At 39.0% G+C, this 14423-nt stretch carries 11 protein-coding genes; 10 read left to right on the top strand and 1 reads right to left on the bottom strand.

What is annotated here, in order from left to right; genetic code table 11:
* Positions 1 to 122: 122 nt before the first annotated feature.
* Positions 123 to 1391, bottom strand: a complete 1269-nt coding sequence (locus tag I8748_RS15030) for an NACHT domain-containing protein (protein WP_198125381.1) — start codon at positions 1389 to 1391, stop codon at positions 123 to 125.
* A gap of 948 nt (positions 1392 to 2339) precedes the next feature.
* Here I8748_RS15030 and I8748_RS15025 point away from each other — a divergent pair.
* The 10 genes from I8748_RS15025 (at position 2340) to I8748_RS14980 (ending at position 14406) form a co-directional block, all read left to right on the top strand.
* A complete protein-coding gene (locus I8748_RS15025) occupies positions 2340 to 3215 on the top strand; it encodes a helix-turn-helix domain-containing protein (RefSeq protein WP_225896420.1) in 876 nt (291 codons plus the stop codon).
* Between the two features lie 370 nt (positions 3216 to 3585).
* Positions 3586 to 5001, top strand: a complete 1416-nt coding sequence (locus I8748_RS15020; RefSeq protein WP_198125380.1) for a PDC sensor domain-containing protein — start codon at positions 3586 to 3588, stop codon at positions 4999 to 5001.
* An 87-nt stretch (positions 5002 to 5088) separates the two neighbouring features.
* The gene (locus tag I8748_RS15015; protein ID WP_198125379.1) at positions 5089 to 7695 is read left to right on the top strand and encodes an amino acid permease; all 2607 of its coding nucleotides are present in this window, start codon (positions 5089 to 5091) and stop codon (positions 7693 to 7695) included.
* An 88-nt stretch (positions 7696 to 7783) separates the two neighbouring features.
* Complete coding sequence (locus tag I8748_RS15010) at positions 7784 to 8563, top strand: MinD/ParA family ATP-binding protein (protein ID WP_198125378.1); 780 nt, start codon at positions 7784 to 7786, stop codon at positions 8561 to 8563.
* A complete protein-coding gene (locus I8748_RS15005) occupies positions 8553 to 9776 on the top strand; it encodes a DUF7005 family protein (RefSeq protein ID WP_225896419.1) in 1224 nt (407 codons plus the stop codon). The genes I8748_RS15010 and I8748_RS15005 overlap by 11 nt, the downstream gene beginning before the upstream one ends.
* 3 nt (positions 9777 to 9779) lie before the next feature.
* Complete coding sequence (locus tag I8748_RS15000; protein ID WP_198125377.1) at positions 9780 to 10880, top strand: cyclic nucleotide-binding domain-containing protein; 1101 nt, start codon at positions 9780 to 9782, stop codon at positions 10878 to 10880.
* A 252-nt stretch (positions 10881 to 11132) separates the two neighbouring features.
* Positions 11133 to 11333, top strand: a complete 201-nt coding sequence (locus I8748_RS14995) for a type A2 lantipeptide (RefSeq protein WP_198125376.1) — start codon at positions 11133 to 11135, stop codon at positions 11331 to 11333.
* Between the two features lie 570 nt (positions 11334 to 11903).
* Positions 11904 to 12119 carry a type A2 lantipeptide gene (locus I8748_RS14990; RefSeq protein ID WP_198125375.1) on the top strand — a complete coding sequence of 72 codons (216 nt, stop codon included), beginning with the start codon at positions 11904 to 11906 and terminating at the stop codon, positions 12117 to 12119.
* Between the two features lie 149 nt (positions 12120 to 12268).
* Complete coding sequence (locus I8748_RS14985) at positions 12269 to 13330, top strand: radical SAM protein (RefSeq protein ID WP_198125374.1); 1062 nt, start codon at positions 12269 to 12271, stop codon at positions 13328 to 13330.
* 50 nt (positions 13331 to 13380) lie between these two features.
* Positions 13381 to 14406, top strand: a complete 1026-nt coding sequence (locus tag I8748_RS14980) for a hypothetical protein (protein WP_198125373.1) — start codon at positions 13381 to 13383, stop codon at positions 14404 to 14406.
* Positions 14407 to 14423: the final 17 nt, after the last annotated feature.

Here is a 14423-nt window from a genome sequence, read left to right as displayed (position 1 = left end):
AAATCAGGTGCAAGATTTGAGCCTCCCACGGGCGCGTTCTTCGCTCCCGCAAAATATAAAAGAAACACTTTCTTCCCCCACTCCCTACTCCCTACTCCCTACTCCCTGTGTTTCTTGAGAGTTTAGTGACAAGTGACAATGACTTTAGCACCAGGAACCGCGAGCTTTGTCAGTTCACAGAAATTGTTAGTTATTTGCTGCTTATCCATTCTGAGCGCCATTTCGTCGAATCCATCGAGAATTAACAGAAGTTTGCCCATGCGATTGAGTTGTTCAAATGCAGAATACCCTGGTAAAGGAATCTCGTGTTTGCGAAAGAAAAATTCACAAAATAAAGATTCCACACTTACTACTTTGGCAAAGTCTTGCAGTAGTATAATTAAGGGTAGGCGTGGACGTTCTAAGCCGTGTCTTTGAGCATTTTGATAGCGTTGCAGTGCAGTCCAAGCGTAGTGAAAGGCAAAATTAGTCTTGCCCATACCGAACTCTCCCAAAATTGAAATATGCTGTTTGCTTGGGTCATCAAGCCAGAGATCAATGTATTCGTCAAGCCAACCATTTTGTCGATTATGAGGACTTACTATCCTTTTGTGTTTGATTGGATCAAGTTCTTCACTAGTATTAAGTAAAGGAATATACATTTGATCAATGCATCGAAGTTTGACTTCATTTTCCAGCCAGTTAAAATAACGACTAAAATCAGCATCTTTATCGAGTAATTCGTCAAATGTATAGCAAAGGAGACGTTCTTTATTTTCTTGTTTTTTCACTTCTATTCGCGCTGCTTGGCTAATACGGCGAAGAGATATTAACCATCCTTGGTCGGTGTTTTGTTTATTTAAAGTCTGCTTTAAAGCCATCACATCACTAATTTGTGCTTCTCCCTCTATTCCTCTTACCAAAATACGTATATATCCCCGCGATGCTGGCACGTTAATTAGCCATTCAAAATAGTTTTCTTGTTCTACCTGATACCTCTCGAAATGATAGCCCAAAGTATCAAACCAGGCTCTCATCTGCTGAGCTAGCTTTTGTAGATCACTTTCTGGTAGAGCAATAAGTTGTACTTGTTGAGATATTGGCTGTCTTGGTTTAATTATTCTTGTAGGTACAGAAATAGTAAAATCTGATTTTAATTGAGATTGTTGTTGGGATTTAGCAATCAGCAAGTCTCGTAGCTGTTGCTCTTTTCCTCGGTTTTGCCCATTAATCTTAAATTTCTTGTAAACCTCACTCATTCTCTTGAGATAGGCATCTCTCTTGATGCTCAGTTGTTTGGTAATCTCCTCATTAGGCTTGTTTTCCCCAAACTTCAATAGGAATACTTCCATCTGTTGGGCAGAAAGTCCGTAGCTATTGGCTACTTGAACTAAAAAGTTATATGTCAACATAACTAAATTTGTTAATTGAAGCAATTTAGAAGGGTTAAGGCTAAGAACTCAAGTCTAGATTTATTTGCGTCAACTACAAGACTCATAACTTAGCAGTATGCCTTAGAGTACGGAAAGCTACTTTTGTGTTTACACTGACGCCAGGGCCTAGTTCCTTTACCTGGCGTTCCAAAACATTCTGAAATACCTAAATTGCCCAATTTGACAGTTAGTCCTCAACCTATGGAAAACTGCTTTTATCCTTCACAAAAAGAAAAAACTATCTGCTTTTCAATAGACCCACTTAATTAAGTTAAAAACTGTTGCCTTTTCTACTTTAGTGGGCATTTTACCCCTGCCAAATTCCTACCGCAAGTATACAATACTCGTCTGAAAGTGGTTTTTAAAGCTATATTTACATTTCTCTACAAAAATTGTGAGCCTATACTGTATTTAAGAAAATTTTCAACATTAGTTATTGTAAGATTCGGAGCTTATATGGTAATTTTATCGTAAAAGTCATCAAAAGGCGGTTTCAACTTACACAAGTAATTTAGAGAAAGTTAATCAAAACTAAAGATTTGTGCAATGCTTGTCTTTTGCCAATTTAAATCTCTGCAAAAGCCAAGTAATGTTTAGAAATATTTTTTGAAAACCATCACATTTTGCATTAAGATTTTCTGGAATTAGATATAAATTCCGATAGTGTATATTTTCAAAAATGATTGTCTGAGATATCCATTAGCTATTTGTAGAATATTCCAAATAAATAAAAATAATCTTTTGATTGATAATAGCTGAGTGGACAGGCAAAAATTTTCATGACTTCCGCGTGCTTGAATGCCCAATAAACAACTCATCTGTCTCATATCTGGAGTTGACTGATGTCCTCAATTTGATTTTTTGATGGGCAGAAGTCTCTTTGGCTCATATTTCTCAACAATAATCAATAAATATTGGTAAAAGAAGATGACAAGGATTTTTATCATTGAAGATGAGGTAAAAGCAAACAAATCGTCTTTGAAAAAAATCGAAGCAACAGTATTTGATAGCCTCGATTCCAAAGATAATTTTTTCAGCATCAAACAAGCAGCAGAACCATTCTGTAATGATTGTATGATTTACGAAATACAAATACCTGAAGTTAATGCTTGCGGTTTCATACGAGTACTCCATCAGGGTTCTATCGCTGTAACTATTCCCTTCAGTTTTCTTGAACAACAACTCAGCAAGCTTGAGCAGTGTAAAGACGTTGAAACAGATAAACACTTAAATGAGTTCTATAATTTCAAAGAATTAGTCAAAAATTTATCTGTTCTCAAACAATTCTGTCTTCACAATTTTCAACAAAAGAAACAAAGTATTTTCAGCAATCAGTGGGGTGCTACTCAGTCTGAGGAAATACTTGAGCCACTCCCTACCAAAACTACAAAATCGACAGATGATAATTCGAGCTTTTCTCATGATCCCCTACTGAATCAAGTGTTTCAATTTATTGATAATAATTATCATCTCACAATTACACTTTGTGATGTAGCTCTGGCAGTTGGTTACTCCGCAGCTTACTTAACAGACCTAGTGCGTCGTCAGACAGGGAAAACAGTGAATCATTGGATTATTGATCGCCGAATGGCAGCAGCACGTTACTTATTGCTAAAAACCAACCAAAGTGCAAATCAGGTTGCTTTAGCTGTCGGCTATCAACATGAGGGCCATTTCTTTCGGCAGTTTCGACAGCACCACGGAACTACTCCCCAAGCATGGAGAAAAATCCAGCGTTCTGGAGGCCAGCTGCAAATAGAAGCGAAAGAATTGCGAGTCTCACAAAAAGATTGTGCATTGTAGTCAGAGCCTGCTTTTCTTAAGCTGCTAAATATTAACTAGAACGAAACTATATGTCTATTGAAAGTACAAAAACCTTTTGTCAGAGACTAACGATAAATCAAGCTTTTCGCTTAAATAGAGGCAAATTACGATCGCCTCCAAGGGCGAAAAGACTCTTGCAACTCTAGATAAAAAATCGTAACCTACCTCCAGAAATACAGTATTGCCTTCGGCTGCAATATCCAAATCAACTGTCTGTCTACCCCTAAATTGCCTCTAATCTAGAATTATACTGCTTTGCATATATATGAACATGGCTAATACAGCTAACTGTTCCTATGAAACATGCAGACATTCTTTTCAACCTTCTTGCAAATTTATGTAACTTGAAATGAAGGGTTTACATCGGTTAGTTTACCCACCTGCTTGGTCTATTGCTGCCAAAATTTCAGCTGCATTGTTTGCAACTGCAATTATACCAATGGGCTTTACTGCCTGCTACAACCTACGACAAAGCCTAGCAAGTCTGGAAGCTGGCGAATACCGCAAACTAGAGCTATTAGCCGCCAGTACTGCTAGTCGGCTTGACCAATTGATTATCGATATTCAGCGTCTGATCGTCCAAGTCAGCAGCGATCGCAATGTAGTTGGATTTCTGACTGCAACCATACCCAGAAAGCGAGAAGCCTTACTTCCTAACTTGCAACGTACACTGGAGAATGTCTTTCATTCTAACCCAGACTTTGATGCTGTCTTTCTCATGGATGCACAAGGTAAATGTCTTGCTGCCACCGATCCCAAATTCGTTGGTAAAAACTATGCTTTCCGTGAATACTTTCGTGTCAGCATCCAAGGACGACCTTACATTTCCAGCATATTAGTTGGTCAAACTACTAAACGACCTGGGCTTTTCCTTGCCTACCCCGTGCGTTCTGATGACGGAAAAATTGTCGGGGTGACAGTAGTCAAAATTAGAGGGGAAAATATCTGGGCAATTGTGAATGCTTTGCAGGTAGGCTCTCAAAGCTATGCCTTTCTGATTGACCAACAGGGGATTGTCATCAGTCACCCCAATCAATCTCTGCTTTACCATAGTCTGATTCCTTTGTCGCCCAACATCCAAAAGCAAGTCATGACCGATAGAGATTACGGTCTGAAAAAAATTACAAGCTTAGACATTTCGGAATTGGCAGTGATGGTGAAGGCAAAAGAGCCTGGTCACGCTAGCTATCGCTCTGAACAGGAGCAGATATCTAGAATAGTTGGCTTTGCACCCTTGCAAGTGCAACCTTGGGTATTAGGCATCAGTCAACCTAAAACACAGTTTGTTGCTCCTTTGAACCACCTAATTTGGCAGCATGGCAGTAGCGTATTGGTAGTGGGAGGAATTACAGCAATCATCGCGCTGTTATTAGCCCGAAGTATTTCCCGACCAATTCATAGCCTCACAGCCGCAGCCCAAGCACTAGAGCAAGATAATTTCCATCCAAAAATTTTGGCTGATGCGTCTAGAACTCAAGATGATATCGGACGCTTAGTTCGTGTCTTTCTCAATATGGCTGGTGAGGTAAAAGCTAGAGAGCAAAAGTTAAAGCGACAAGTAATCGACCTCCGGGTTGAAATTGATGAAACTAAAAGAGTTAGTCAGGTTGCGGAAATTACGGAGAACGAACACTTTAGACAGTTGGAGCAAAAAATTCAAAAGCTCAGACAGCAAGTGGTAAGTTCAGATGAAACTGAAACAGATTACTTCGAGCGATTACACAGTAAAGTCGAATCTCTCAAGCAGCGATCGCTAAACAATTAAAAATTCAAAATCCCATTATTTTTAATGTCATAAATAATACAAATAGTATTTGAATCCAAAATCCAAAATCTAAAATCTAAAATTGGTATGACAGATGACGAACTAATCTCCCGTGAAGAGGTATTGGCTGGTTTACCCGCCAGACGAGCAAATACATTGCTGTTTTTGATTGAAAGTCGAACAGCGCAGATAGTGGCGCGATCGCGTGTAGAGTTTTCGTTGACAGAACAAGCAACACACGAGCGGGATATGGCTTTTTTGGAAGCTTTTGCCCTGGGAAATGCACCACCACTCCATCCGACAATTCAACACTTAGAACGCCATGCTGATAACTGGGCATCGCTGATTCCCTCTAATCCGAGATTAAAAGCTGCTATTGCTCATGCTCTCTCCCAAAAATATACATTCACCTATAATTTAGTACCGAACATTCGAGCCGCTTTGGGGTTAGATGAAAAAGCCATACAGGTAGCTTACTCCCGTCTCTACAGGACACAATTAGCCAAAATTTTTGCACCCAAACTGTCACTTATCGAACAGTTACGTTGGACTTTATCGGCGATCGCGCAAAAATTAGAGTCACTACCACCATTCTGGCTCGCATCTTTGCTGACAATTGCTCTTGGTCTTCCCCAAGCATTTCTAGCCTTACCTATTGCTGTTGCCAATATCGGCCCCCTACCGACAGTAGCCTTTTTAATTATCATCGGCATCATCAATATATTCACTATGGTTTGCATGGCTGAAGCTATTGGGCGCAGCGGCGATTTTCGTTATGGTAATGCTTTTATCAAACAATTAGTATCTAACTATTTAGGAAATATAGGTTCTTCTATACTTTCTGTTGCTGTAGGCATCCGTGTCTTTTTGATTGCCTTAGCTTGTTACATCGGCTTATCAGTTACTATGGCGAACTTCACCCAGATTAGTGCTGCACTGTGGGCGGCAGTACTTTTCTGTGTAGGGTTATACTTGCTAACACGTAAATCGCTTAACTTCACCGTTGCTGTAATGCTATTTCTTGCAGGCATCAACGTCAGCTTACTTTTATTTCTTTCACTTTTGGCACTCCGTCACATAGAAATAGACAATCTTTTATATATCAACTTGCCTTTTCTCAAAGGCGAAACTTTTCAGCCTTTAATGTTACAGCAGTTTCTGGGTGTGAGCCTGATGCTCTACTTCGGACATATATATGTAGGTGAATGTGCAAAACTGGTACTTCCTCGTGACCCAAGCGCTTCATCACTGATTTGGGGTACTGCAATGGGAACAGCTGTTTTAACAGTTCTGTTTTGTCTGTGGGTGATCGCAGTTAATGGAGCTATTTCACCGCAGTTACTGTTTGGACAGTCAGGGACAGCCTTAGAGCCGTTGGCTGTGCAAGTCGGCCCCATTGTCAAAGTTTTAGGAGCAATCTTAGTCACTTTACTGTTGGGAATGGCCTGGCTGCGTAGTTCCAGCCTGCTGCTCAATTTAGCACGAGAATGGTTTCCTACCCAGCCTCGACCAGTGTTGATGCTACCTCGTCAGAAAGGGACAGTGATATTACACCCCCGCAGTAATTCCAGCGACATTCCTTATATTGGTTTAACTTACTTAGGAATGGAAGTAAATGAGCCAAAGTTCCGTTTAGATATTCAATTTAGGGGAAATATACATCATTTAGAGATCGTAGCTGCCCAACGTTGGGAAATGAAAGAGCTAATCAAACAGTTCCCGGAACTACGCAAGTGGGACACTTCTTTAACCCTAGAGGTGCGATCGGCCGATCTGGATGCTGCTTGTATACGAATCACCTCAACGATGGTTTTGGTTTACGAAGGAGGCTTAAAAGCAGATATCAGTAATGCAACTCCTCTTGAGAATTCTCAGTTGAGTAAGCTGAATATTAAAACCAACACACAACGACTTTGGACAAATCTACTTTCCCAACGCCGTTTCTTATTATCTATCAGTCCCTTAGTTCTAGTCTTCTTACTAACAGAATGGCTATGTCTGGCTGGTACGCAATCTTTTAGCAATATACTAGCATTTGCTGGTGTACTTGGTAACACAATCGTCGGGGGGATTTTTCCCGTTCTCATGCTAATTTCTAGCCGACGCAAAGGAGAGTTAATACCAGGAGTAGTTTTTCGACTTCTCAACCACCCAATTTTAATTGTAGGCATATATAGCCTTTTTTTAAGTATCTTGTTGATCCACGGTTTGTTTATCTGGGAAAATCCATTGGCACGTCTTTTTGCATTAGGTATTGCTGTACTATCACTATTAGCAACTTTTGTTATGAAGCGCTATGGAGCCTTTGCTTCTCGTGTAGTAGTAGAACTGCGAGAAGAACAGCAACTAGGAGGACGTTCTATTTTCAAAATTACTGCTGGCGGAAGACCACAGATGGCAGAAATACGGTTGGGATATGTTGAGGGTGAACAATATCATCAGGCTTCAACAGTTGAAATTCCATCCCTTGAATCGCTCAAGTATGCCATCTTCCACCTCCCAATCAAACGAGAAAAAGAACTGAGGGTGTGGACACACAGAAATAATTCCCAACTAGAATCCAAGAGTTTACCTGCTTTTGTGGAATTAGAAAATGGCAATAAAAAAATGCAGTTTGATTTAAAACTATCAAGCGGAAGAGTTTTGTTACCCATCACAAACAATGACTGTTTATTAAAATTTACATTCCCATAATTAGCAACTAAAACTCCTTATTCTCTCCGCGCCTCTGCGCCTCTGCGTGAAAAAAATCATCCAAATCACAAATTATTAGAGGTAAATTATGGCACAAATCGTCTCCGTCCACTCCTTTCGTGGTGGAACTGGTAAATCAAACTTAATTGCCAATCTTGCTGCCACTATGGCGCGTCAAGGTCAAAAAGTTGGGATTGTTGATGCTGATATTCAGTCACCGGGAATTCACGTACTTTTTGGACTCAATGAGGGAAAAATTAACTACTCACTCAATGACTATTTATGGGGACGCTGTAGCATCAAAGATACTGCCTATGACGTTAGCCATACTTTATTAGCAGAGATGGGAGAGACAGGTAATATTAACGGCAAACTTTACCTGATTCCCTCTAGTATTAAAGCTGGTGAGATTGCCAGGGTACTGCGTGAGGGGTACGACGTAGTTAGGCTTAATGATGGCTTCCAAGAACTGATACGTTGTTTGAATTTAGACTATCTGTTAATTGACACTCATCCTGGCTTGAATGAAGAAACCTTACTTTCCATTGGGATCTCTAGTGTTCTAGTTATTATCCTGCGTCCAGACAGCCAAGATTTCCAAGGAACTGCGGTGACAGTGGATGTGGCTCGGAAACTGAAAGTGCCGAAAATGCTGTTGGTGGTAAATAAGGTGTTACCAGCATTTGATTTTGCTGACTTGCAAAAACAGGTAGAGACTGCTTATAACGCGCCAGTAGCTGGAGTTATGCCACTTTCTGAAGAGATGATGGAATTAGGTAGTAAGGGAATTTTTTGTTTGCGCCACTCTGAACATCCCATAAATCAGACAGTGAAAGGAATTGCTCAGCAAATTGCTAATGCAGCTTGATAGTTTGGTTATGTTGAAATTGCGATCGCTTCGTGCTGATGTCCTTACCTACTTCAAAGCCAATGCTTCTGAAGTAGAGGAACTATTGGCATACAACGACAACGTTTTTCATCACAGCAGTTTCAGTGATTCCCTGAAATTTCCCCTTGCACCCGAACCCCATGTTAGTGCTTGGGAAGAGTATGCGATCGCATCTCAAAAAGTAGGAGTCTTTGAAGCGCTATCAAGTAAACTTGTACAGTTGCAGTTTTCCATCCAGGAAGGCATTAGCCAAACCGAGGCTTATCTTGCTGCTACTCGCAGAGGTCTTCCAGTGGATGGTATCACAGAGGCGAGTGGTTTGATGTTAAAGCAACCAGAGAAACTCCAATTGATAATGCATCAAAGCCTCGCTGGAACTATCCCAGTTTTGCTAGCTGGAAATCGAGAGGATTTTGTATCTCTGGTACAAGCGTTAACCAAACGCAATGAACCACTACTACTCCCTGAATCTATGGGTGCCTGCATAGTCAGTGGGTTCAACAACTGGGATCGGATTCGTCGCTATCGCCAACAATGGGAAGTGCAAAATTCTGGTAATTGCTCTGAAAGTAGTTGGAAGGCGGAATTTCAGCGAATTATCCCGCAAAAGCAACTTTATCAAGATAAGTTCATTATTTTGAGTCCTGGTTTCTATAGCAATATTTCAGCTAGAGATATGGGACTAGAAGAATCAGAATGGTTGCGATTATCCCTAATAATTCGCTTGGAACATGAATGTACCCACTACTTCACATACCGCCTATTTAACTCAATGCGTAACAATCTGCTTGATGAATTGATTGCTGATTACAGAGGCATTGTAACCGCTTGTGGGTATTATCGGGCAGACTGGTTTTTGCGCTTTCTGGGGTTAGAGTCGTTTCCAGCTTATCGCGTTGGAGGTAGGTTAGAAAACTATCGAGGTCAACCGCCTCTTTCTGATGGAGCTTTTAAGATTCTACAGGCATTGGTGAAGGCAGCCGCAGAAAATTTACAACGCTTTCATGTTGAGTATGCAAGTGAGTCAAGAGATAGCAATATTCAACCTCTGATGTTGATGGCATTAACTTACTTGACATTAGAAGAATTAGCTTCAAGTGAGGCAATATTTTTTATCAAAGAAGCATTAAAAGCATTGCAGAAAACCTTTAATTTTCCTATTCCCTATTCCCTAAAAAACATAAGGATTTAAGTGATGACAGAAGTTCTACTTAAAGAATTAAGCAAAAGTGACATTGATTGGATAATTTCTACAGGTCGTCGTAAAGAAATAGCTCCTGGAACTATACTCATGCAAGAAAAAAAAGCACTCGATGCCTTGCATATTCTCTTAGATGGAATTTTAAAAGTTACTGTCTCAGAACCTGAGCAGAATCCTTTGGCGCGTGCTTTTGCTGTCATGGAAGATATTGAACCTTTAGGCAGAGAGATTGCTAGATTATCAAGCGGTGAAGTAGTTGGCGAAATTCCATTTATCAGTAATCGTTCAACTACGACAACTGTTAGTGCTGTTGAAAAGTCTCTCGTAATATCTATTCCCCAGCAGCAATTAGCAACAAAATTGCAGCAAGATGTTGGTTTTGCAGCACGATTTTATCGAGCCATTGCCATTATATTTTCCGACAGACTCCAAGGCGTGATTAACCAACTTGGTCGAAAAAACTTTGGTAAAAGCCAGCCAGTTAGGGATGTTTTGTGTGTTTTAGGAGAATTACATGATAGTGACATTGATTGGCTGATGGCTGCGGGAATTCCTGAGAAAATTGCTGCTAATACAGTACTCATTCATCAAGGAGGAGCTGTGGATGCACTCTATATCCTCCTAAATGGAACAATGTCACTGTCTATTTCTGATGATGAGCGTAATCCCTTGGCTCGTGCTTTTGCTGCGATAGAGGGTAATGAAATTTTGGGTAGAGAGATAGGGAGATTATCGAAAGGCGAAATTATCGGAGAAACACCTTTTATTGATGGTCGGCTACCTTTGGCAAATGTCAAGGCTATTGAAGACTGCTTAGTGTTGTCAATTTCTCGACAAAAATTAGCAGCAAAATTACAGCAAGATATGGGTTTTGCATCGCGGTTTTATCGAGCGATCGCTACTCTACTTTCTCATAGATTGCAAGGAATGTATACTCAGCTTAGTTATGGTAGGCAGGTTTATAGCAGAAGTCAGCCTCTAGATGAAATGGTTGAGTATGAAGATGAACTAGAACTTAATGTTTTAGATAGAATCGCTTTCGCGGGTAAAAGATTTGATTGGATGCAGGGAAAGTTAACTAACTATTCAGTGTAAGTTGTAGGTTTATCATCTACATCTTAATTTTTCTTAATTTCATCATAAAAATCTCCATTGAGTTTGAAGCTTTTAATATTTAGCTCAATCTCCTTAATTTTCATTTTTCAACAGTTAAGAATAAGTTGGTTTTATGTACTCTAAAGAAAATCTAGTCTTACCTAAAAATTTTGTATTGTGTTCATAATTGGCTTTGCACTAAAATTCTAGTATGACAAAGAAAATTGTTTTTCAAACACCTGTGGAGGAATTATGTCTAACCAAAACGAAAACTTAGAGCCGAAAGAAAATAGCGAACAGATTGAAATTAATGAAAATGGAGAATTAGTAATTAACGAGCCACAGTTAGAACAAGCACTTCAAGAGTTAAGCCCTGAAGAGCTTGAGGAAATAGCTGGTGGACTCAGGGCGAACGCATCTAACGGTGCTTGTGGAAATAACGTGAATTGTTAACAGACAGAGACATTATAGTATAAAGGGTTGACGAAGAAACATATTTACAGTGCGATTGCACTGAGGACTGAAGAGTCAATTATTTATATAATTGCAAATTGTGAATGAAATGAAATTTAGCAATAAATCACTAAACCTTATATAAATTTGTTAGTTTCGCTGCATTCGCAATGGCAAATTTTATTTGATTGACTCTTCAATACTTTAAATATTAAATTTGCAGTGTTTCGGCTAACGAGAATAACACTTCTACAAACAGCGCTCGTTAAGCTTGGTAGATGCAATCTTGATTGTAGCGTTCGCACTTTTTGCCAAAGATTTAAAATTACCTAAAAAATAAAAACACTGCTTTTGAACTTGGATGCCTATGACTATGACAGAAGCTGTTTTCAAATAAGCTAGTGTTATTAATTGAAATGTTTGGAAAGTTATAAGTAACTTGAATTTATGAAGTCTACCGAAAAAATTATAGTCTTATATAAAAATAGTGCATTGTGTTCAAAAGTCACTTAGTGGCAAAATTTTAGTAAGACAAAGGAAATTGTTTTTTGAATCACTGTGGAGAAATTTATGTCTAACCAAAACGAAAAATTAGACCCGAAAGAAAATAGCGAACAGATTGGAATTAATGAAAATGGAGAATTAGTGGTTAACGACCCACAGTTAGAACAAGCACTTCAAGAATTAACTACTGAAGAACTTGAGGAAATTGCAGGAGGAGGGGTAAACGGTTCCTGCCCACAAATTAACGGTAAATGTGCAGTGCAGGATTTAACAGATTCTTAAACGAAGCCATAGAATAACATTCCTATGGAAAACGATCGCTACACCTAGTCTTACATAAACCTAGATTGTAGCGATCGCACTTTTCGGGTTAAAGATTTTGAATTTTCTGAAAAACTAACAGTACTATTTTCAATTTAGAGGTTTGTATTATGACTGGAACAGTTTTAAAACAAGCTAGTAGTATTGACTCTGATAATTTCAAGCGTGCGCGATTAATATCGGATAAAGCTTTTGAATTAATTATTTTACCAACAGAGCAGTGTAATTTACGTTGTATTTATTGCTATGAAGATTTTTCAATAGGTCGGATGAAGCCTGAGATTATTTCAGGTATTAAAGCTCTCCTTGAAAAACGATGCCCAAATTTGAGTTATTTAAATCTATCATGGTTTGGTGGAGAACCTCTTGTTGCTAAAGACATTGTTTTAAATATTTCTGAATATGCCATGTCTTTGGCTGATAAATATTCACATTTGAATTATTCAGGTTCCATGACAACCAATGCTTACTTATTGGATCTCAATACTGCTTCGGCTTTAGCCAATGTAGGAGTTAAACATTACCAAATTTCTCTTGATGGGCCTCGTGAAATTCACGATAAAAGCCGTATTCGTGCAGACGGCAAAAGTACATTTGACAAAATCTGGAATAATTTACTAGCAATAAGAGATAGTTTATTACCAGTAAATATTTTACTGCGTATTCATTTTACTCCAGATACAGTTAACTACCTCGATCCGTTGCTAGAAGATATCAAAAGGGAATTTTTACCTGATTCAAGGTTCTCTGTTTTTTTCAAAGGAATTGAACATCTTGGTGGCCCTAATGATGCTTCAATCAAAGTTTTTTCAGAGGCTGATAAAAACGCAGCTATTAAAATCTTAGAAGCTAAATTATTTGGTAATAATTTAAAATCTCCACAGAATGCTGCTGTGCCAGACAACCCCGTTTGTTATGCTGCACGTCCCAACTCATTAGTCATTCGTGCAAACGGAAAAGTTGGTAAGTGTACAGTAGCGCTTACTGATGAACGTAATCATATTGGTACTTTACAGCCAGACGGCAAACTTAAACTCATACCAGGTCGTTTTGCTCCTTGGATTCGTGGAATAGAAACCCTAGATCCTGATACCTTAGCTTGTCCTCTTGTTTCTTTACCAACAAGTGATGAAATAGCTATTAATTTGCAAAGAAAAGCACTTGCCGTCTAGCCAAGAATAGCAGTACCAAAAAGTCAATTTAAATCATATCTTCATAAAATATGCAATGCTATTCATCTGTCGATTCTTGTAAAAATTATCTTCAGGCAAGCCTTAAATCTTATCGTCTAGGTAATGCTAAGACTATTGGCTCTCAATTAAAATTATCCGGTGATTCAATAGATGAGTCTTTGTCAATGTTGATGCGTACTCGCTTATCATCTACAGACAGATTGCTTATTAGCAAGTTTAGTAACGCTAGGCAACGTGGTTTACTTGCCGCTCGTCGGGGAGATTTTAATGCAGCTGAAAGTGCATTTACAGCAGCTCGTTTACTACTGAAATTAAAACAACTTTCAGATGAAGGAAGTTTGCTTTACCAATCTTTCTTAGAACAAGCAGAAGCTTACTTAGATTATCGACGTGGTGAGTTTGAACAAGCTCGTAACCGAATTTATCAGGCTCTAGAAATTGACATGATTTTAGAGGAAAAATACGGTTATGAAATTGTACTTTTTGGTCGTATTCAATTAGTGCATAATCTTGTACGTATTGATGCTGGTTGCATGGAGTTGCATCGATCAACTAAGCTTGCTTTTCAGATTCTTGGTTATCTTGATGGAATATTAGATACCTTACCTATTCCTGGCTTATGGGGTTATGAGCGTGTAAAACGTCAACGTGCAGAGTTTGTCGCTGCAATGTTTGCTCAAGTCACAGGTGAGATTGCTACTATTTTAGCTGGTAAAGATCGTCAGTTTGTCTCTGATTTACTGACAGTTGGCTCAAATTATATGCCAATATGCCCTGATGAGACTTATCATTGTCATCCTCAAGCGTATGCTTGGTTACTAGTTAAGCAGGCATTTATCAATCATGAAGTTGCTACTTTTTTAGAACGAGCATCTGAATTTCTCGCTAAGGGAAGCAATGATACACCATTGCTCTGGTATGCAACACTTGCTGATTTAGTTGCTCTGTGTGATGAACTTGCGCTTCCAGAGTCTAATTTACTCAAGCAAGAGATAGTCAAAGATGCAGCTACTTGGAAGGGTATCCCACAAAGGCTTTTGTCTCTATTTCATTAGTTTGATTTGAACAATTA

The organism is Amazonocrinis nigriterrae CENA67, from assembly GCF_016056305.1.
GTDB lineage: Bacteria > Cyanobacteriota > Cyanobacteriia > Cyanobacteriales > Nostocaceae > Amazonocrinis > Amazonocrinis nigriterrae.
Note: the sequence above shows the minus strand (reverse complement) of the source record. Positions and strands in the feature narration are given on the sequence as shown.